Source organism: Succinimonas amylolytica DSM 2873 (assembly GCF_000378405.1).
GTDB classification, from domain to species: domain Bacteria; phylum Pseudomonadota; class Gammaproteobacteria; order Enterobacterales; family Succinivibrionaceae; genus Succinimonas; species Succinimonas amylolytica.
Genome location: NZ_KB899639.1, coordinates 64,619 through 84,350 on the forward strand (window position 1 = coordinate 64,619; position 19,732 = coordinate 84,350).

General features: G+C 48.7%; 16 protein-coding genes. All 16 read left to right on the forward strand.

The features are described from left to right. Window positions 1–514 precede the first annotated feature (514 nt). The 16 genes from malE to F557_RS0114570 all read left to right on the forward strand — a co-directional run bounded on the left by malE (window position 515) and on the right by F557_RS0114570 (window position 19,207). Complete coding sequence (gene malE / locus F557_RS0114480) at window positions 515–1,708, forward strand: maltose/maltodextrin ABC transporter substrate-binding protein MalE (RefSeq protein WP_019002938.1); 1,194 nt, start codon at window positions 515–517, stop codon at window positions 1,706–1,708. Between the two features lie 171 nt (window positions 1,709–1,879). Further along, a complete protein-coding gene (gene malF / locus F557_RS0114485) occupies window positions 1,880–3,589 on the forward strand; it encodes a maltose ABC transporter permease MalF (protein ID WP_026297937.1) in 1,710 nt (569 codons plus the stop codon). Between the two features lie 3 nt (window positions 3,590–3,592). Continuing rightward, window positions 3,593–4,513 (forward strand): maltose ABC transporter permease MalG, encoded by a 921-nt coding sequence (gene malG / locus F557_RS0114490; RefSeq protein WP_026297938.1) that lies wholly within the window; start codon window positions 3,593–3,595, stop codon window positions 4,511–4,513. A gap of 68 nt (window positions 4,514–4,581) precedes the next feature. Next, complete coding sequence (locus F557_RS0114495; protein ID WP_019002941.1) at window positions 4,582–5,718, forward strand: ABC transporter ATP-binding protein; 1,137 nt, start codon at window positions 4,582–4,584, stop codon at window positions 5,716–5,718. 313 nt (window positions 5,719–6,031) lie between these two features. After that, the gene (locus tag F557_RS0114500) at window positions 6,032–7,045 is read left to right on the forward strand and encodes a RelA/SpoT domain-containing protein (RefSeq protein ID WP_019002942.1); all 1,014 of its coding nucleotides are present in this window, start codon (window positions 6,032–6,034) and stop codon (window positions 7,043–7,045) included. Between the two features lie 18 nt (window positions 7,046–7,063). Next, window positions 7,064–7,858: a cold-shock protein gene (locus F557_RS0114505; protein ID WP_019002943.1), complete on the forward strand. Its 795-nt coding sequence runs from the start codon at window positions 7,064–7,066 to the stop codon at window positions 7,856–7,858. 440 nt (window positions 7,859–8,298) lie between these two features. Beyond that, a complete protein-coding gene (locus F557_RS0114510) occupies window positions 8,299–8,514 on the forward strand; it encodes a hypothetical protein (RefSeq protein ID WP_019002944.1) in 216 nt (71 codons plus the stop codon). Between the two features lie 322 nt (window positions 8,515–8,836). Then, the gene (gene queA, locus F557_RS20275; RefSeq protein ID WP_019002946.1) at window positions 8,837–9,928 is read left to right on the forward strand and encodes a tRNA preQ1(34) S-adenosylmethionine ribosyltransferase-isomerase QueA; all 1,092 of its coding nucleotides are present in this window, start codon (window positions 8,837–8,839) and stop codon (window positions 9,926–9,928) included. 4 nt (window positions 9,929–9,932) lie between these two features. After that, on the forward strand, window positions 9,933–11,042 hold the full coding sequence (tgt, locus tag F557_RS0114525; protein ID WP_019002947.1) for a tRNA guanosine(34) transglycosylase Tgt: 1,110 nt from the start codon (window positions 9,933–9,935) through the stop codon (window positions 11,040–11,042). A 208-nt stretch (window positions 11,043–11,250) separates the two neighbouring features. Beyond that, a complete protein-coding gene (locus tag F557_RS0114530) occupies window positions 11,251–11,997 on the forward strand; it encodes an aminotransferase class IV (protein ID WP_169335213.1) in 747 nt (248 codons plus the stop codon). A 245-nt stretch (window positions 11,998–12,242) separates the two neighbouring features. Further along, window positions 12,243–12,611, forward strand: coding sequence for a preprotein translocase subunit YajC (gene yajC / locus F557_RS0114540; RefSeq protein WP_019002950.1), 369 nt, complete (start codon window positions 12,243–12,245; stop codon window positions 12,609–12,611). A gap of 89 nt (window positions 12,612–12,700) precedes the next feature. Continuing rightward, a complete protein-coding gene (gene secD, locus F557_RS0114545) occupies window positions 12,701–14,575 on the forward strand; it encodes a protein translocase subunit SecD (protein ID WP_019002951.1) in 1,875 nt (624 codons plus the stop codon). Between the two features lie 12 nt (window positions 14,576–14,587). Continuing rightward, window positions 14,588–15,559, forward strand: coding sequence for a protein translocase subunit SecF (gene secF, locus F557_RS0114550; RefSeq protein WP_019002952.1), 972 nt, complete (start codon window positions 14,588–14,590; stop codon window positions 15,557–15,559). A gap of 220 nt (window positions 15,560–15,779) precedes the next feature. Further along, window positions 15,780–16,754: a hypothetical protein gene (locus tag F557_RS0114560; RefSeq protein ID WP_019002954.1), complete on the forward strand. Its 975-nt coding sequence runs from the start codon at window positions 15,780–15,782 to the stop codon at window positions 16,752–16,754. A gap of 17 nt (window positions 16,755–16,771) precedes the next feature. Then, the gene (locus tag F557_RS0114565) at window positions 16,772–17,560 is read left to right on the forward strand and encodes an RNA methyltransferase (protein WP_019002955.1); all 789 of its coding nucleotides are present in this window, start codon (window positions 16,772–16,774) and stop codon (window positions 17,558–17,560) included. A gap of 288 nt (window positions 17,561–17,848) precedes the next feature. Then, on the forward strand, window positions 17,849–19,207 hold the full coding sequence (locus tag F557_RS0114570) for an ATP-binding protein (protein WP_019002956.1): 1,359 nt from the start codon (window positions 17,849–17,851) through the stop codon (window positions 19,205–19,207). The last annotated feature ends 525 nt before the right edge of the window (window positions 19,208–19,732 follow it).

The following is a 19,732-nucleotide window of genomic DNA, read 5'->3' on the forward strand; positions in this document are numbered from 1 at the left end:
CTGATCCTAAGAGAATGCCGATTTCTGTGACGTGCATGCCGGTATGTAATTATAAGTAAAACGGCTGATTTATTCCACATGGCGGTTCCGGGCGTTCGGGAGATTGCTGGTGAGAAGGCGGTGCTCTCCCTGCGGAGATGGCAGTGGTGTACAAAGTAACTGTATTTCCGGGCAAAAAAATGTGCAGTGTGCGGGCAGGGAGGAGGGGAGGGCGGGTAACTCATTTTCCGGAACTATGAAGGGTATTGTCGGCAACCAGGAAATAAAGCAGGAATATGGAAACGGAAGCAGCCCGGAAAACGGAATTTTACCGGACAGGCGGCTCTTTTGAATAAATATTGCGCAAAAAGCTGATTTCAATTCCTGAAAATATGAGCGAGGTAGAAAAATTCGCTTTTTTTGTTGTGTAGTGGATCTTGATATCGTCTATCATTTCTATCTGTTAGGCTAACTGTTTTGTTTTTTTTTGACAGTGATGCCGTCTCATCTGGTAAATATATAAAAGGATAGACTAATGAAAAAGAGTGTTTTAGCAACTGTGGTTGGTTTGGCTGCATTTGGCTTATCTCAGTTTGCTGTTGCCGGTATCGAAGAAGGTCAGCTCACCATCTGGGTTAACGGTGATAAGGCTTATGACGGCATTGCCAAGGTAGGCAAGAAGTTCGAGCAGGCTACTGGTGTTAAGGTTACTGTTCAGCATCCTGACGGGGTTGAAAACAAGTTCCAGCAGACCGCTGCTACCGGTAACGGCCCTGACATCTTCATGTGGGCTCACGACCGTTTCGGCGAATGGGCTAAGCAGGCTCTTCTTACCCCGATTGAGCCTACTGCCGAAGAGAAGGCTCGTTTTGCTGACTTCGCATGGGAAGCAATGAAGGTAGATGGCAAGTATTACGGCTATCCTGTATCAATCGAAGCAATCGGCCTCATCTGCAACAAGGCAATTGTAAAGGACGCTCCTAAGGCATTCGAAGACTTCATCGCTCTCGATGACAAGTTAAAGGCTGACGGCAAGCGTGCTATTATGTGGGATTACAACAACGGCTACTTCACCTATCCTCTGATTTCCGCAAACGGCGGCTATGCATTCAAGAAGACTGCAACCGGCTATGACGTTAAGGATTCAGGTGTTAATAACGACGGTGCCAAGAAGGGTGTTAACTTCCTCGTTGACCTCATCAAGGGCGGCCATATGGAGAAGGGTGTTGATTACGGTGTAATGGATTCCTCCTTCGTTAACGGCAAGGTTGCATGTATCATCAACGGACCTTGGTCTTGGGGTAACTACGACACCAAGAAGATCGACATCTCCGTTAATGCCATTCCTTCCCTTGGCGGCCAGACTGCTCATCCTTTCGTAGGTGTTCAGGGCATGACCATCAATGCAGCTTCTCCTAACAAGGACCTTGCAAAGGAATTCCTCGAGAAGTACCTGCTTACCGATGAAGGTCTCCAGGCTATGAACGATGACAAGCAGCTCGGTGTGGCAGCTCTCAACTCCTTCGAAAAGAAGCTTGAGGCTGATCCTAAGATCGGTTCCCGTATCGCTGCAACCAGAGCTAACGCCGAGGTTGGTCATCCGATGCCTAACGTAGCTGAAATGAACCGTTTCTGGTCTTCATTCCAGACTGCTCTTACCAACTCCACCAAGGGCCGTCAGACTGTTGACGAGGCACTGAGCACTGCTGAGCGCCGTATTGAGCAGTAATAGTTGCTAAGCTGTTTTAGAGGCTTCGGAAGGAATCTTCCGGAGCTTTTTAAAGAGTTTTTAGAAGTAAAAACTTTAATAAGAAATTATTAAAGTTTTTATTTGTAATAAAGCTCATGGTTTATTACAGAACAGAAAAGCTAGGTTTGTTTGTTTTTAAGGTTTGTTAGCATGGAATCTATTAAGAATGGAGGAAAAGCTTCAGGAGGAGGAGCCTCAAAGGGCGATTCCGGAGCTTTACGAAAAATCCTAATCATGGCGCCAATTCTGGTGTTTGGACTGTGGTGGGTTTGCTCAATGCTTGTGGATGGACAGTATGCATTTGCAGCGTTGTTCTCCGTGGTAATTGGCGGTGGTTTGATAGCGTTTTGGTGCAAGCGCTTCTACCCGCACCGCTACATATACCCGGGCATTGCCAGTATGATAATCTTTATTATCTTCCCGCTGGTATACACAGTGTATATTGCCTTTACCAACTATTCGGATAATAACCTCTTTACTCTTGAAAGAGCTGAAGAATTTCATCTTCAGAAGAAGTACCGCGTTGAGGGCGGGGAATACAAGTTCAGCATTGTTGAAAGCAGCAACAAAGGCCTGTACTCTCTGGTTCTCACCACTGGCGGACAAACGGCTGCTGACGGTTCTGTAACTCCTGTTGAAGTTTACAAGTCATCAGAAATCCGTTTCTATGACAAGGATGACATGGCCAAGGAGACCACCAGACTGAGCGTTGAGAAGAACGTTATTCCGGTGGAGAAGGTGGACAGCAATTATCAGCCCACTCCCTGCGGCATCAAGTGCACCATGAAGTTCCGTGACTTCCTTAAGACCGTTAAGGTAAGCCTTGATTCCAACGAGCTTTCCATGATCGACCTGCATACCTTCGGCGCCATGAGAAAGAAATTTACCAAGCTGGAAGACGGCAAGGTTCTCGGCAACGGACGTATGTTCAAGAATCCGCATCTCCTTCTCGATAACCAGACCCAGAAGCTTTTCATGCCTGACATGGAAAGAGGGTATTTCCGTTATATCGATGACAAGACCGGTGATTTCGAGGGTGAAAACTATACCCCTGGTTTCCGCGTAGGTGTTGGTTTCTCACACTTCAAGAGAATCTTCTCGGACAACAACATCAGAGAACCGTTCATTAAGATCTTTATCTGGACTGTTGTGTTCGCACTGGGTACCGTAGGCATAACCCTCGCTATCGGCATGGTGCTTGCCTGCTTCGTACAGTGGGAGTTCCTGAAGGGCCGTGCCATTTACCGGGTAATTCTCATTCTCCCCTATGCGGTTCCGTCATTTATTTCCATTCTGGTGTTCAAGGGACTCTTTAATGAGAACTTCGGTGAAATCAACCGGATCATTGACTTCGTATTCGGTGTAAAGCCTGAGTGGACCACTTCTCCCAACTTGGCACGTATGATGCTCTTAATCGTTAATGCATGGCTGGGCTATCCGTACATGATGATTCTCTGCATGGGCCTTCTCAAGTCTATTCCTGATGATCTCTATGAAGCATCTGCAATGGACGGCGCCGGTCCTTTCCAGAATTTCTTCAATATTACCGTACCGCTTCTTTGGAAGCCGCTGTTCCCGCTCCTGATTGCATCCTTTGCATTCAACTTCAACAACTTCGTTCTTATCATGTTGTTGACCAACGGCGGTCCTGACTATCTGCCTGAGCCTGGCAGCACCACTGCAACCATGGCCGGTGCCACCGACTTGCTGGTGTCCTATACCTACCGTCTGGCATTTGAAGGCGGAGCTGGCGGTCATGACTACGGTCTGGCATCTGCAATTGCTACCATGATCTTCGTTCTCGTAGGCACTCTTGCAGTAGTACAGCTCAAGTTAACCAAGAAAGACGCAGGGAGATAATAAATGGCAATAGTACAACCTAAGTCGATTAAATATCGCATCTGGGCAACTCATGCGCTGGTTTGCCTGTTCCTCCTGGCGATTTTGTTCCCCCTGTTCATGGTGGTAATGATTTCGTTCCGTGAAGGTAACTTTGCAACCAACGTGTCCGACAGTATTTTTGGACTTTTCTTCCCGGGCTTTGATTCCCTGACACTGGATCACTGGAAGCTGGCTCTGGGTATGTCCTATATTGATCCGAACGGAAAGGAAGTTCTCCCGCCGTTCCCGGTTCTGCGCTGGCTCTGGAATTCAATCTATATTTCAGTTGTAACAGCTGCCTTTATCGTAGTGCTCTCAACTACCAGCGCCTATGCGTTTGCGAGACTTAACTTCTCCGGAAAGGGTCTGATCCTCGACTGCATGCTGGTGTTCCAGATGTTCCCTGCAATGCTGGCTCTCGTTGCCATCTATGCTCTGTTCGATAACATCGGTGCCTACATCCCGGCTCTGGGTCTTAACTCTCATGGCGGTCTGATATTGTCCTACATGGGCGGTATTGCGCTGCATATCTGGACCATTAAGGGCTATTTTGAAACCATCGACGCCTCTCTGGAAGAAGCTGCCGCAATTGACGGCGCTACCCCGTGGCAGGCATTCAGACTGGTTCTGCTGCCCCTGTCGGTACCTATCCTTGCCGTAGTATTTATTCTGGCATTCATCGGTACTATTACCGAGGTTCCTGTGGCCAGCATTCTGCTTACTGACAATGTTAACGACTACACTCTTGCTGTAGGTTCTCAGCAGTACATGGCTTCTCAGGACAAGAAGTGGGGCGACTTTGCTGCAGCTGCAGTTATGTCGGGTCTTCCTATCACCGTGGTATTCCTCCTGGCTCAGCACTGGCTGGTCGGCGGTCTTACTGCAGGCGGTGTAAAGGGCTAAAAGATGTATTTGGCGGCATGGCAGTTTGATGCCGCCTTTCAGAGATTTTTTAATTCGGAGCTATATAAATGGCTGAAGTTACTTTAACAAATGTTTTGAAAAACTATAAGCTTGGTGTTCTCAAGGATACCCTTCGCAACATCAATCTTGACATTAAGGATGGCGAGTTCATCGTTTTCGTCGGACCTTCCGGCTGCGGCAAATCCACTCTTCTCCGTATGGTTGCCGGCCTTGAGGACATTACCGGCGGCGAGCTCAAGATCGACGGCGTTTACATGAACGACATTCCTCCGGTAGAGCGTGGTGTAGGCATGGTGTTCCAGTCCTACGCTCTGTATCCCCACATGGACGTTCGTGAAAACATGGCCTTTGGTCTTAAGCTTAAGAAGTTCGACAAGGACACCATTGAAAAGCGTGTTGCTCATGCCTCAAAGATCCTTGGTCTGGAAGCTCTTATGGACAGAAAGCCCAAGGCTCTGTCAGGCGGTCAGCGTCAGCGTGTGGCTATCGGTCGTTCTATCGTGCAGCAGCCGAACGTGTTCCTGTTTGACGAGCCCCTGTCAAACCTCGATGCCGCTCTCCGTGTAAAGATGCGTATTGAAATTGCCAAGCTCCACAAGGAACTTAATGCTACCATTATTTACGTAACCCACGACCAGGTGGAAGCTATGACTCTGGCTGACCGCATTGCGGTTCTGAGCCCGCTCAAGGATTCTGCTGAAACCAATCTGGAGCAGTTCGGTTCTCCTCTGGAGCTCTACCACAATCCTTGCAACAAGTTCGTTGCCGGCTTTATCGGTTCTCCGAAGATGAACTTCCTCAAGGGCCAGCTCATCGAAATCGGTGAAGAGCGCTGCCGCGTCAAGCTCAATACCGGCGACGTTGTTACTGCCTGTGTTGATGCCCGCCGTGCCAATGTGGGAGACAAGGTTGAGCTCGGCATTCGTCCGGAGCACCTGGTTCCGGTTGATCATCCGGATGCCGAAAACCGTCTCTCCGGTGTGGTTCAGGTGGCAGAGCACCTGGGTGCCGAATCCTTCGTTTACATGGACGTTGACGGTGAGGACTTTACTGTTAAGGCTGCTTCCGAAATTCCGGTTGATACCGGCGATTCCCTGGAAGTAGGCATTCCTGCCAAGGCATGCTATCTCTTCGACCATGAGGAAAAAGCCTTCAGAAGAACCTCCAAGTACAATCGTTCTTAATTGAATCAATCCTAGCTAAAGACAAGGCGGTGTGCGAACATCGCCTTTTTATTTTGCCCGCTTGTAATGAAAGCGGTATTCCGGAACAGAGTGTCAGTATAGGACAGCTAGCGAACAGGATTAGCGGAAAGGAGGTAATCAATTTATTTTTATTAACTTAAACGCGGATTATAGTATTACTATTAATTTCAGATTTTTCGAAATAAAAATATTTAATTTTGTTTAATGTTGTGTTATTTGATATTATTAACAATTTATGATATGATTAATATTGTGATATTTACGGCTCCAAATTATTATTTTGGCTTTATGCATGATAATTAGTAATAAACAGATTAATAGAGCGGGTGAAATTATTCGCAGCGGAAGCACTGAAGAAAAAGAGCAGGCTATTACGCTGTTAAATCACTGGCGCCGCAGCTATATGCTTCCTTTAGAGAATATGAGAGCCATTGTCGATGCCTGTCTGAAACAGTTGCCTTTTTCCTGTACTGTTGGTCAGAGACTAAAAAGAATGCCCTCCATGATCGGAAAGATTGTCAGATTTCCGGATATGACAGTTTCCAGGATGCAGGATGTTGGCGGCATAAGAATTATTGTGCCTGATATTCCGGATATCAGGATAGTTCATGAGGCACTACTGAAGCTTGTAAAGCCTGAAGCCGTTGTTCCGGTAAAAGACTATATTGCAAAACCGAAACCTGATGGCTACAGAAGTCTTCATCAGGTATTTAAATATCTGAATGAACAGGATGAAGACAGTAACCATAAGAGAATTGAAATCCAGATAAGAACCAGACTGCAGCACGCCTGGGCAACGACTGTAGAAACATTGGGGGTGATTGATAAGGTTTTGTATAAATCTGGCTATGGACAGGCAGCAAATATAAAATTTTTAAAAATTGCCAGCGCCTTATTTTCTTTAAAGGAGAACTGTAATGTTCCTGAGGGATATGAACAGTATTCCAAAGATTATTTAATTGAAGAGTTAAGAAAAATTGAACAGGAACAACATATATTATCTAAATTTAGGGGATTGGCAGCATTAAAACCGTCTCTCAGTTCCGGAGGTCCCGGTGCTGTTTTCTTTGTGCTACTATTGGATGTTTCCAGTCAAAATGATTATAAGGTAAAAGTTATACCTTTCGGTGATGAAGAAGAGGCTGTACGGTATTATGATACCCTGGAAAAGGAAACAGGAAATACCCCTGAAGTAGCGGTGGTTTTAGTAAGATCCGAAAAATTGGAAGAATTAAATATTGCCTACCCGAATTACTTCCTGGATACCCGGAATTTTGTAAAAAATATTGAAGATGTTATTAAATAAGGATTTCAAACTGATTATATGACAGACGTTAAATTATCTTCTGCCCCGAAGGATTCCGCTTTAAAAAATACGAACGCTAACGATAAGCCGGTACCCAGAACTAAAGAGCTGGATCTCTATTCCTACACTGGCAGGGTGAAGTTTTTCGACCAGGATAAGGGCTTTGGCTATATTCAGGAAATTCCCGATACCGGAAATCTTAAAAATGTTGTTAAAGAATGGCGGGTTACGGCCGCACAGCTGGGAAACACAGTCATTCATCGCGGTGATTTTGTATATTTTCTGAAGCATGGAAAGACCATCGGTGAAATCTCCCCTATAAATCTGCGTGACTTGCTAAAAACACCTTGTCCTAAATGCGGAAGACGTGACTATGCCCCGGGGAAAGATTCTTTATGCAGACGCTGCGGTAATCAGCTTCCAGTTACTGCTGCCGTGGCAGGAGGTACCGACACCAGAGACAGTGATCCGGCATTTAACTGTCTGGCTGGCACAGATGAGGACAAGGCATGTCCTACCTGTGGCAGACATGCATGGAAAAGATACGGGTATCACCAGAATATAAGATGCCGCTGCTGCGGTTCAGATTATCCGCAGGAGTCATCGCAGCTTAATGCTTTTGGAAAAATTCTTTTTTTCATTATCTCGCTGCCTCTTTTATTAATATACTCATTATTATTCAAAAGGAAAGACGATCCGGAACATAAAATATTAAATATCGTTGTTCATATTATCCAGTCAGTAATATTTTGGGCGATTGTATTACTAATAGCTGCCGGGCTCGTCGTATTTGTGGAATATTATTTTTTCTGACAGGTTCTTTTGACTGCAGAATCTCAGATATTCAGTCTGAAATTCTCTCATGAGCTGCTCTCTTATTAATTATTAGCGCCCGCTAACACTGGTAAAGCGGTTATTCGGAAGCAATGATGAGGGAGAGGAGTCCCACCCCTGCCATCCCGTATACTATCCCGCTCCCGGATGTGCATGTTCATCCCCGTTCAGGATACCTTTTACTGTTGCCTATCCCAGGGGAGGGGCGGGGCCGGAAATCACTCCGCTGACTTCTGGGAATTGTAGCAGTCAAGGTACGCCGGTTCTTTTCAGGTATTGCCGGTGGTTAATTTCTGTGTTTTTCTGATTCCGGGAATGGGGTGAAGGGGAGAATCCCCTTCAGTTATTAACAGAAGCGCCGGAGGCGACTTCTTTCACAGTTTTCAATCATAATTTCCGGAGTGGTGGCCGGGAGTCAGATGATCTCCGGAGCTGTTTTAAGGGTGGGCTTTTTTGGGCTGGTGGTGGCTGTCCTGTCAGGTGTTTTCGGCCGGGGATTTCAGAAATTTTTCCCGAAAAAAAAACCAACCCCCGATGAGGGGTTGGCGTTATTAAACAATAACTATGAATACAAAGTGACTAATGAACGATTGACCAATGAAGTCATATCGTGGTCATTATCACAAAACTTGTGATACGTGTCAAGTTTTATAAAAATTTTTCTTCATAGAACATTCCCGTTTCCGGTATTGCCGGCGCTTCCTCTGCGGTTATTTGCAAGGTCCGGTATTCCTTTCCTCTGCTATACCGGAGGTAATGTGTGAGGTTCATTTTCAGATCCGGTACCTGTCTTCTGGAGGCTGTTTCCGTCCGGAAAGTGCCACAGGATGATACCGGCGGATTTTGGGGATTGGAAAGAGGGGGCCGAGATAATGGTTGCAAAAAATCCTGCCACTTCTTAATATTGAGCACAATTTTTTGAGACCCGTTTTTTGAACATGCTTCTTTCTTAGGATTATGCTGCGATCAGATTTTAATTTCGAGCTCCCTCAGGAGCTTATAGCCAGATACCCCGCTAAGGAACGTACCCACAGCAGGCTTCTCAGGCTGGACGGTCTTACCGGAGAGCTTTCAGAAGGATATTTTTACGACGTTCTGGATTTTATAAGACCCGGAGATCTTCTGGTTTTCAACAACACCAAGGTGATTCCGGCCCGGCTCTTTGGAAAAAAGGAGTCCGGCGGAGCCTTTGAGCTCCTTATTGAGAGGGTAACCGGAGAGCATACCGCTCTGGCGCACATCAGATCCTCCCGTTCTCCGAAGCCCGGGGCCCGGCTCCTTTTTGACGGGGGCTATGCGGCCACCATGGTTTCCCGGGAGGGGGATCTCTTTGAGCTCGAATTTGACGGGGACACCAGCGTTCTTGATGTTCTTGACGCCATCGGACACATTCCGCTGCCGCCTTATATTGACAGACCGGATACCAGCGAGGACCGGGAACGCTATCAGACAGTCTATGCCCGGAATCCCGGGGCTGTGGCAGCGCCTACCGCCGGCCTTCATTTTGATGAAAAGCTCCTTAAACAGCTTCAGGAAAAGGGCGTGAACTTTGCCTGGGTGACTCTGCATGTGGGAGCCGGAACCTTTCAGCCGGTGAAGGAGGATGATGTACTAAAGCATCATATGCATTCGGAATATGCGGTGGTTCCTCCGGAAACCGTGGCCAGGATCCGGGAAACGAAACAGAACGGCGGCCGGGTTATTGCAGTGGGAACCACCTCGGTACGTTCTCTGGAAAGTGCAGCCCTGGCTTCCGAGAAGAATGGCGGGGATCTCGCTCCCTTTGCCTCCGACACGGCTATTTTTATCTATCCGGGCTACCGTTACCGGGTGATTGATGCCCTGATCACCAATTTTCATCTTCCGGAGTCCACTCTGATAATGCTGGTGGCGGCATTTGCCGGATACCGCCATACCATGGCAGCGTATCGTTATGCAGTGGAGAAGCGTTACCGGTTTTTCAGCTACGGGGATGCCATGTTTATTACCCGTAATCCCCGTCCGGAAACCCGGGAAGATATTGAACAAATGTGCGAGCATAAGGAATAGCTTAATGGAATTCAATCTTAAGGCAAAATGCGGCAAGGCCCGGCTGGGTGAAATGGTTTTTCCGAGAGGAACCGTGCGCACTCCCGCCTTTATGCCGGTGGGAACCTACGGAACCGTGAAGGGGCTTTCTCCTGAAGAGGTGCGGGACATTGATGCCGATATCATTCTGGGGAACACCTTTCATCTGTGGCTGCGTCCCGGAATGGAGGTGGTGCGTCTTCATGGCGGGCTTCATGAGTTTATGAACTGGAAGAGACCGATTCTTACCGATTCCGGGGGGTTTCAGGTGTTTTCCCTCGGAAAGCTCCGGAAGCTTAAGGAGGAGGGATGCTATTTCAGCAGTCCGGTAAACGGGGACAAGGTTTTTCTGTCGCCGGAGGTTTCCATGCAGATCCAGACGGATCTTAATTCCGATATCGTCATGTGCCTTGACGAATGCACCCCGTATCCGGCCACCCACGATGCTGCGGAATGGTCCATGAATCTGAGTCTCCGCTGGGCCCGGCGTTCCCGTGAGGAATTTGACCGGCTTCATAATCACAATGCGCTTTTCGGGATCATTCAGGGCAGCGTTTATGAGGATCTCCGGGATCGCTCCCTTGAGGGACTTCTGGAAATCGGTTTTGACGGCTATGCCATTGGCGGGCTTGCGGTAGGCGAGGAAAAATCCGAGATGCACCGGATTCTGGATCATGTAACCTCTCAGATGCCCGAGGATCGGCCCCGCTATCTCATGGGAGTAGGGAAGCCGCAGGATATTGTCTCCGGAGTGCTCAGAGGCGTGGACATGTTTGACTGCGTCATGCCCACCAGAAATGCCAGAAATGCCCATCTGTTTACCTCTGCGGGGGTGGTTAAGCTTCGAAACGCCAGGTATCGCAATGATCTTGGCCCGCTGGACCCGGAATGCGACTGCTATACCTGCCGTAACTATTCCCGCAGCTACCTGCATCATCTGGATAAGTGCGGCGAAATGCTGGGAGCCCGGCTTAACACCATTCACAATCTCCGGTTCTACGAGCATCTTATGGAGCGGATTCGCGAGGAGATTGCCAGAGGAACCTTTGAGCAGTTTGCCGAGGAGTTCTTTAAAATCTATCCTGAAAACGGCTGATCCCTTTTCAGAGGTGCCGGGGGAACATCCCGGTATCCCTGAGTAACGGACGGAACAGGGGAAAACGGATTAATGGTGCCGGAACCGGAAGCTGCTAAAAATTGGTGAATTCGGCATGGTTTTGGGGCTGTGCCTTTTTGCTGCCCTTTTGGAATTCGGTACAATTGCAGATAAGGGCATGCAGGCCTGCAGCAGGGAGCTTTTAATTATGTTCAGAATAACCGACAACGGTATTGCGGAAATCAGCGGCTACATTCCTGACGGCTTCCTTACCGGCTATGGCCTTTATGAAACCATGAGAATCCTTTACGAAAAGGAACGCAACATTATCCGTGCCGAAAATCTGGCCGAGCATTATCGGAGACTCAGTGCCGGAATGGAGGAGCTGGGACTTACGGGGGACTTTTCGCTCCACCGCCTGGAAAATGCCCTGAGTGCCCTTATCGGCACCAGAAATATCCGTTCCGGATCCGTATCGGTGTATATTGTGGCCGACCACTATCCCCATGCGGAGTTTCTGATTTCCCATGATTCCCGGATCGTCCCTGACGAAGACTACCGCCGGGGTTATCGTGTCAAGATTTCCAGAACCCGGATTCCCGCCACGGGGCTGACTTCCCGGTATCTGACCCTTTCCCGGCTGGACAGCAGGCTTATGCTGAACACGGCCCGGAGGGAAGGGGTGGACGACCTTATTTTTCTGAACACCGACAATTATGTGGCCCAGTGCTGCGAGGCCAATATTTTCTGGCAGATGAAGCGTATTATCTACACGCCCAGCATCAGTGCCGGAATTGTGGCCGGTGTTGCCAGACAGAAGACCATTGACCGTTATCAGGCCCGGGGCTACATCATCAAGGAAGGTCTTTTCGAGCTTAATGATCTCTATCTGGCGGATCGTATTTTTCTGGTAAGCGCCATGCTGAACGAGATGCCGGCGCAGATCGTCCGGTGACTGTCTTTTAGGGCGCGGAATGCGTGTTCCGGCCTGTCCTCGCACCGATGAGGTCTCCTCGTTCCTTCTTTTTCTGTTTTCCTTTCAGAAATCCTTTTTTGTCCTGTTTGGGTCTTCTGCTTTTTTGAGCGAAAGTGCCCTGGCAGATCCGCATGCCGTCCCGGCAATTTAAAAAACGTGCGGAGGATCTCCTAATTGGTTATAATGCTCGCTTTGTAAATGCATTGTACTTTTGAGGTAGATTCATGAATTTCTTTCCGACAGCGCTGGCTGATGAAGCAGCCGCCGGAGCCGCTCAGGCCCCGCAGCCGCAGTTTGATTTCACCTTTCTCATCATCATGGTGGGGTTCTTTGTTGTTTTCTATTTCCTGATGATGCGTCCGCAGAGCCAGAAGAGAAAGGAAATGGAGAAGATCCTGAATGAGCTTAAGCCCGGGGAGGAGATTTATACCACCGGCGGTATTGTGGGCAAAATTCTGAAGATCAGTGAAAATCGTGACTACTACACCATTCAGGTCAGTGCCAGCAGTACTCTGATGATAAGACGCGTCAATATTGCCGGGGTGCTGCCGAAGGGAACCTTCGAAGTAGTAAAGACCTCGGATCTCAAATAGGATTTTATAGTTTTACCGGATTATTCAGAAAATTGGTGTTTCTGTTTTAAGTACAGGAAATCAGGAATGCCGAGAACAAGGAGGCGGTTTTGTTAAACAAATTCCCGTTATGGAAAAACCTGCTGATTATCCTGATTCTGCTCATGGGAGCGATTTACGCTCTGCCGAATCTTTATGGCGAAGATCTGGCGATTCAGATTTCAGGAACCAGAGGCGTTACTCTGGCAGAAAGTGATTTGTCCAGAATTCAGGAGGTGGTTGCTCCACTTTGCGGCGATAAATGCCGGATTGAGCATGAAAACGGTCAGGCTCTTATCAGATTTCAGGACAATAATTTGCGTCTCAGCGTCAAGGACAAGCTGTCCCGCGAGCTGGGCGACAAGTATATTGTGGCTTTGAACCTTGCTGCGGCAACTCCGGACTGGCTGCGCGGCATCGGCGCCCATCCTCTTAAGCTGGGTCTTGACCTCCGGGGCGGTCTCCACTTCCTGATGGAGGTGGACATGGACGAGGCCATGAAGAAGATCATCGGACAGACCGTTCAGGATTTCCGTACCGAACTTCGCAATGAGAAAATCCGTCTTACCGGAGCTCAGGCTGCAGGTTCCGATATCCTGATCTTCTTCAAGGATTCCGCTACCATGGATCAGGCTCTCCAGCTTCTTAAGAGCAAGCACGGGGACATGGTTTTCCAGGGAGACGAAAAGGCTGACGGCAGATTTGTCATCACCGCCCAGGTGAAGCCGGAAAAGCTTAAGGAGATCCGCACCTATGCTGTGGAGCAGAACATCAATATCATCAGAAACCGTGTAAATGAGCTCGGGGTTGCCGAACCTCTGGTTCAGAGACAGGGCGCGGAGAGAATTGTGGTGGAGCTTCCCGGTGTTGAGGATTCGGCACGGGCCAAGGAAATTCTCGGTGCCACCGCTACTCTGGAATTCCGTCTGGTGGATCAGTCTGCCGGCATTGAAGGTGCTGCCAAGGGAGAGGTTTCCGCCAACTCCGAGGTGATCATGAGCAAGGATGATCAGCCGGTAGTGGTAGCCAAGAGAGTAATTCTGACGGGTGATCATATTATCGATGCCCGGAGCGGTATGGATGAGAATTCCCGTCCGGAGGTCAATATCAGTCTTGACTCCAAGGGCGGCCAGATTATGTCCGACTTTACCCGGGATCATATCGGGGATCCCATGGCCACCAACTTTATCGAGTACAAGGCCATTGATCAGGATGATTCCCAGCCTGCCGGGGAGGGGGAGAACAGACCGCGTTTCCGCAAGACCCAGCAGATAATCAACGTGGCCACAATTCAGGCCCGTCTGGGAACCAAGTTCCGCATTACCGGTCTGGATTCTCCGCAGGAGGCCCATAACCTGGCTCTCCTGCTGCGTGCCGGTGCCCTTATTGCCCCGATCCAGATTGTGGAGGAGCGAAATATCGGCCCGAGCCTGGGACAGCAGAATATCATTAACGGTATGAACGCCATGCTCTGGGGTATGGGGATCCTTTTTGTCTTCATGATTTTCTACTACCGGGCCTTTGGTCTTGTGGCCAATATGGCGCTTCTGATGAACTTTGTCCTGATTGTCGGTCTCATGTCTCTGATCCCCGGGGCCACCATGACCCTGCCGGGCATTGCCGGTATTGTGCTGACCATCGGCATGGCGGTGGATGCGAACGTGCTTATTTATGAGCGTATCCGCGAGGAAATCAGAAACGGCCGGGGAGTACAGCAGTCTGTTAACTTGGGGTACGAAAGAGCGTTTGTTACCATTGCGGATTCCAACATCACCTCCTTCTTTGTGGCACTGATTCTTTTCCTGGTGGGCACCGGCTCCGTCAAGGGCTTTGCGCTGGTGCTGATGGTGGGTCTGGCCTCCTCCATGTTTACGGCGGTTACCGCCTGCCGTGCAGTGGTCAATGCCTTTGTGGGCGGCCGCAACATCAAGAAGCTGTGGATATAACAGGGAGAAGCTATGTTTCAGGTAATTAAGCAGGGAACCGTTATCCCTTTTATGAAAATTGCCAAGCCGGTGGAGGCGCTGTGCCTGCTTCTGGTTATCGGCTGTATTGTCCTTCTGAGTGTGAAGGGGCTTAACTGGGGGCTGGATTTCACCGGCGGTGCCGTTATTGAGGTGCAGTACCCTGAAAACGCCGGCGGTGAACCGGTGGATCTGGAGAAGGTGCGTGCCAGCCTTGCCGGAAACGGCATTGAAGGTGCGGTAGTGCAGTTTTTCGGGACCTCCAGAGACGTGTCCATAAGATTGCGTCCCCGGGAGGGTGAAAACCAGCAGGGTATCACCGAAAAGGTTAAGACTGCGGTAACCTCCATGAATCCCGACGCCCGGGTCACCCGCAGCGAGTTTGTGGGTCCGGCAGTAGGCGAGGAGCTGGTGACCAGCGGTATCGTGGCCATAGTGGTGTCACTTATTGTCATGCTGGCCTATATTGCCGCCCGCTTTGAATGGCGTATGGCTACCGGAGCTGTGGTTTCTCTGGTTTATGACGTTTTTGTGGTTTTGGGCGTGTTTTCCTTCATGTGGGTGGAATATGACCTGACGGTGCTGGCGTCTGTGCTTACCGTGGTGGGCTATTCCCTGAACGACAAGATCGTGGTGTTTGACAGAATCCGCGAGAATGCCAGAAGGCTGCACCGGATGCCGATGGATCGTCTTTTTGATGTTTCTCTTACCGAAACTCTTTCCCGAACCATTATTACCTCCGGAACCACTCTTATTACAGTGGTGGCACTGCTGCTTCTGGGCGGAGAAATGATTTACGGCTTCTCCCTGGCGCTTCTGGTAGGTATTGTCTTCGGAACCTTTTCATCCATCTATGTGGCCTCTACCTGGCCGCTCCTTCTGAAGATTCAGCGCGAGAATCTGCTGCCGATGGAAATCAAGAAGGATGTCGGAGAGCCGGAGGCCGAGGTTCCGTATCCGGATTAGTTTTTTTCAGGTGCGATATCTCAGGAGCCGGGATTGCCATGGCGGTTTTCCCGGCTTTTTTGTTATTCTCCCGGCATTACTTCACATTTTCCCCCATGATCCGCGGGCTCCAGGGGCCATATTTCCCGGCAATGCACTAAAATGCACTGAATGTACCGGATTAAGTCCTGAAAGGCAAAGCGTTTGATCCCGGGCGTTTCAAGATCAGCAGGAAGCAGCAATGTTTAACAGAGTTTTTTTGTCCCTGGCTTTTGGCAGTCTGGTTCTTACCGGATGCGCGGGCCTTAATGGAACCGCCGGGACGGTAGCGGACGGACATATTGACCCGTCATTTGTAAAAATCGTAACCCCCAGAGTAGTTGATACCGCTGATCAGATGCTGATTATCAAGCTCTCCCGGCAGATTGCCAATCCCAATATCACCAAGGCTGAAAGAGCCAGGCTGCTTTATGAGAGAAGCTTTGTCTATGACAAGACCGGCCTGTCGTTTCTGGCGCAGCTGGGGATAATGTCTGCCATTCAGGAAAACCTCCAGTTTGCCGAGGGCTACGGGTATTTTGGAGTGATGCTGGCCATGGACGGCAAGTATCTTGAGGCTTACGACGCCTTCGATGCCGCTCTGGAGCTGGAGCCGACTCTTACCAGTATCTATTCCGCCCGGGGCATTGCTCTCTACTACGGCCTCCGGGATCAGATGGCCCATGAGGATTTCAGCAGGTTTTATCTTGAGGATCGCACAGATTTTTTCCGGATAATGTGGCTCTACATCATTGAATCAAAGCTGTATCCGGATCAGGCCAGGTCCCGGCTTCAGGAAAGATTCCGCCTGGTGGCTGACCGGGAGGACGAATGGAATGTGAGACTCCTTCAGGTTATTCTCGGCGTCAGATCCGAGGCTGATTTCTGGGAGCATGTGCTGGACGGTGCTACCGATGAGCAGAAGACCGAAAGGCTGTGCGAGGCCTATTTCTATCTCGGGAAGTACCACCAGATTCAGGGTGAGACCGAAAGAGCCAATGACTATTTCCGGCTGGCCATGATGACCAATGTGACCTATTATCTGGAATATCACTATGCCGGAAAGGAACTCCAGAGGGTTGGCGGCTATCACCGGGCTGCTCCGGATGATGCCCCCCAGAATTCCGACGGCGATGATCAGGTTACCGCGGATAACGGGGCCAGGTCAGCAAAATAGTCCGGAGTTTTTATTTAATGTCCGAAATTATTAAGGAGCAGAATGCCCGGGACTCGCTGAGTCCGGATTCCCGGAAGCTATTAAATCTGGTACGGGTCGTTCTGGTGGAGCCTACGCATCCCGGGAACATCGGTTCCGCAGCCCGGGCTATGAAAACCATGGGGCTAAGCCGTCTTACAGTGGTAACGGATCGCCCGGTAGTGACTCCGGAATCGGAAGCCCTGTCCGGCGGTGCTTTTGATGTGGTTCAGGAAATTACCGTGGTTTCCTCTCTGGACGAGGCGCTCCGGGATGTTTCCTTTGCTGCCGGAACCTCCGCCCGGCTCCGGACCCTGGATCGTCCCCTGTACCAGCCCCGGGAGGGCCTTTCGAGAGTGCTGTCCCATACCGGAAACGGAGAGGAGACTGCTCTGGTGTTCGGGAGGGAGAGCTCGGGGCTCAGCAATGCCGAGCTTTCACGATGCGATATTCATATAAATATTGATGCCTCTCCGGAGTATTCCTCTTTGAACCTGGCCATGAGCGTGCAGGTGCTGGCTTACGAGCTAAGACAGCTTCTTTTGCGGAGCGAGCACGGTGAAACGGGAAATTCCGGGTTCCGGGAGGAGCCTCTCAAGCCTGCGCACCGGCAGTGGGAAAGCTTTTATGCTTTTCTTGAGGATTCTCTCAGAGAGAGCGGCTTCATTAAGCCTGACGTCAACGGAACCATTATGGAGCAGCTCCGCCATATTATGGGAAAGGCCGACCTGACAAACCATGAGCTTCAGATCCTGTACGGTGTGATGGCCTCTCTGAAACGGCACTGAGGGCACGGCTAATAACTGAGCTCCCTTTGGCACGGGCGGGGCCTTTTTTTGCAGCCCCGCTCTTTTTATTTCCCGTACTCTATTTTTCCCCTGCTGTCAGTTTCCGGGGTGTCTGATAGCATCCTGCAGTTTCATTAAAGTCAATAGTGCGCATAATCAAAGATCTTGATTAAATTAGATTGCTCATAATCAAAGATTTTGATTAAATTGGACTGCGCATAATCAATGAAAATGCAAACACGAAGTTTGCGTACAGTCAAAAAATCTCAATTAATTTGGAAATCTGGAATGATTTTAAAAAGAAAAATCTATGGCAAATTGCTGGACTGGAAACATCAGTGTCAGGGAACCAAAGCGATAATGGTGGAAGGTGCCAGGCGTATAGGCAAGTCCACGATTGTAGAGGAATTTGCCAGACAGGAATACGAATCCTATATTCTCATAGATTTTGCAAAGAAGGATAAAGCTGTAGAAGAATACTTTAAGCAGCACCTTAACACGCTCGATGATTTATTCATGCTGCTTAGCACTTATTACGGGGTTAGGCTGGTTCCAGGAAAATCTGTACTGATCTTTGACGAGGTGCAGATGTTTCCGCAGGCCAGAGCTGCAATAAAGTATCTTGTTGCAGATGGCAGATACGATTATATAGAAACCGGATCGCTGATATCAATCAGAGAAAATGTAAAGGATATTGTAATTCCTTCAGAGGAGCGAAGTATTACAATGTATCCTCTGGATTTTGAGGAATTTGCCTGGGCGCTTGGAGAAGAACAGCTTGTAAATTATATAAGGAGCTGTTTTGAAAAGCGTGAACCATTGGAAAGAGGAATGCATAATAAGGCGCTGCTGCTTTTTAAGCAGTATATGTTGGTAGGCGGAATGCCCAAACCGGTTATTGTCTACATTGAGAATGGGAAAAACTTCGGTTTGGCGGATGCGGAAAAGCGGGATATTCTGAAGCTGTATCGCAATGATATCATGAAGATCCGGTCTCAGTACCGTAGTAAAGTGCTGGCTATTTTTGATCAGATCCCGGGATTGCTGTCACAGCATGAAAAACGTGTGGTGTTTAAAGATATACAGGAAGGCAGCTATGCGGATCAGTACAGCGATACTTTTTTCTGGCTGGCTGATTCCATGATTTCAAACGAATGTTTTCTGTGCAACGATCCAAATGTCGGACTTTCGATAAACGAAGAACGGACTTACGTAAAATGTTATATGGGTGATACCGGACTCCTGCTCAGTCACGCTTTTGATGAGAATGAACTGCTTGATAGTGAGGTATATGCGCAGATACTTAATGACCGCCTTTCTGTTAATGAGGGGATGCTATACGAGAATGCTATAGCACAGATGCTCGTGGCTAATGGATACAAATTGTATTTCTATACGCATTACTCAATCGAAAAGCGCCGTAATGATATAGAAATTGATTTTATCATTTCCAATAACAGCAAGCTGAAATACCGGATGTATCCCATAGAAGTTAAGTCAGGGAACAGATACACTGCAGCTTCATTACTCAGATTTACAGAGAAGTACAAATCAAGAATCGGAGAGAGCTATATTATCCACCCAAGAAATCTGATAATAAAGGGTAATATAGTGTGTATCCCGGCATATATGACATTCTGTTTATGATGCTGACTGAAAAGCTGACAGGATTCTTTTAACTGCTCTTATAAATCTGGCTGTAAGTCCGACAGGCTGAGACGTGCCAGCATTCCCCCGGAACAGATTCAGGGGGCAGATAGCTGTCCAAAAATTTGCCCAATGTCCGTTACTCTTCTTAATTATTATTTAGCGTTCTTTAGCACAGGTAAAGCGGCTGTTTGGAAGCAATGATAAGGAGATGTGGGATATCTGATATTTCAAATATTGCGAACAGTTCCACCGAGCAAAACATGGACAAACCTGCTGAGGGGGCATAGGGCACTGTTCATGACGCTTAAATGATTACTATTGTTCCCCTTATTGCCAGGCATATGCACGCCACGGCTGATTCTGAAATTACCGGAAACAGGGAACGCTGCCGGAGCCTTCTTCTTTTTTGAAACTCTTCCCAGTGCTTTTTCCCTGAAAATTTTTCCAGTGCCGGTGCTAAATTTTGAACAATATCATAAAACGTGAAAATAATAACAAAGTTTTAACAAGATATTAACATAT

Coding starts and splice junctions, on each gene's coding strand:
- malE (WP_019002938.1), top strand. CDS start 515: ATGAAAAAGAGTGTTTTAGCAACTGTGGTTGGTTTGGCTGCATTTGGC.
- malF (WP_026297937.1), top strand. CDS start 1,880: ATGGAATCTATTAAGAATGGAGGAAAAGCTTCAGGAGGAGGAGCCTCA.
- malG (WP_026297938.1), top strand. CDS start 3,593: ATGGCAATAGTACAACCTAAGTCGATTAAATATCGCATCTGGGCAACT.
- F557_RS0114495 (WP_019002941.1), top strand. CDS start 4,582: ATGGCTGAAGTTACTTTAACAAATGTTTTGAAAAACTATAAGCTTGGT.
- F557_RS0114500 (WP_019002942.1), top strand. CDS start 6,032: ATGATAATTAGTAATAAACAGATTAATAGAGCGGGTGAAATTATTCGC.
- F557_RS0114505 (WP_019002943.1), top strand. CDS start 7,064: ATGACAGACGTTAAATTATCTTCTGCCCCGAAGGATTCCGCTTTAAAA.
- F557_RS0114510 (WP_019002944.1), top strand. CDS start 8,299: ATGATCTCCGGAGCTGTTTTAAGGGTGGGCTTTTTTGGGCTGGTGGTG.
- queA (WP_019002946.1), top strand. CDS start 8,837: ATGCTGCGATCAGATTTTAATTTCGAGCTCCCTCAGGAGCTTATAGCC.
- tgt (WP_019002947.1), top strand. CDS start 9,933: ATGGAATTCAATCTTAAGGCAAAATGCGGCAAGGCCCGGCTGGGTGAA.
- F557_RS0114530 (WP_169335213.1), top strand. CDS start 11,251: ATGTTCAGAATAACCGACAACGGTATTGCGGAAATCAGCGGCTACATT.
- yajC (WP_019002950.1), top strand. CDS start 12,243: ATGAATTTCTTTCCGACAGCGCTGGCTGATGAAGCAGCCGCCGGAGCC.
- secF (WP_019002952.1), top strand. CDS start 14,588: ATGTTTCAGGTAATTAAGCAGGGAACCGTTATCCCTTTTATGAAAATT.
- F557_RS0114560 (WP_019002954.1), top strand. CDS start 15,780: ATGTTTAACAGAGTTTTTTTGTCCCTGGCTTTTGGCAGTCTGGTTCTT.
- F557_RS0114565 (WP_019002955.1), top strand. CDS start 16,772: ATGTCCGAAATTATTAAGGAGCAGAATGCCCGGGACTCGCTGAGTCCG.
- F557_RS0114570 (WP_019002956.1), top strand. CDS start 17,849: ATGATTTTAAAAAGAAAAATCTATGGCAAATTGCTGGACTGGAAACAT.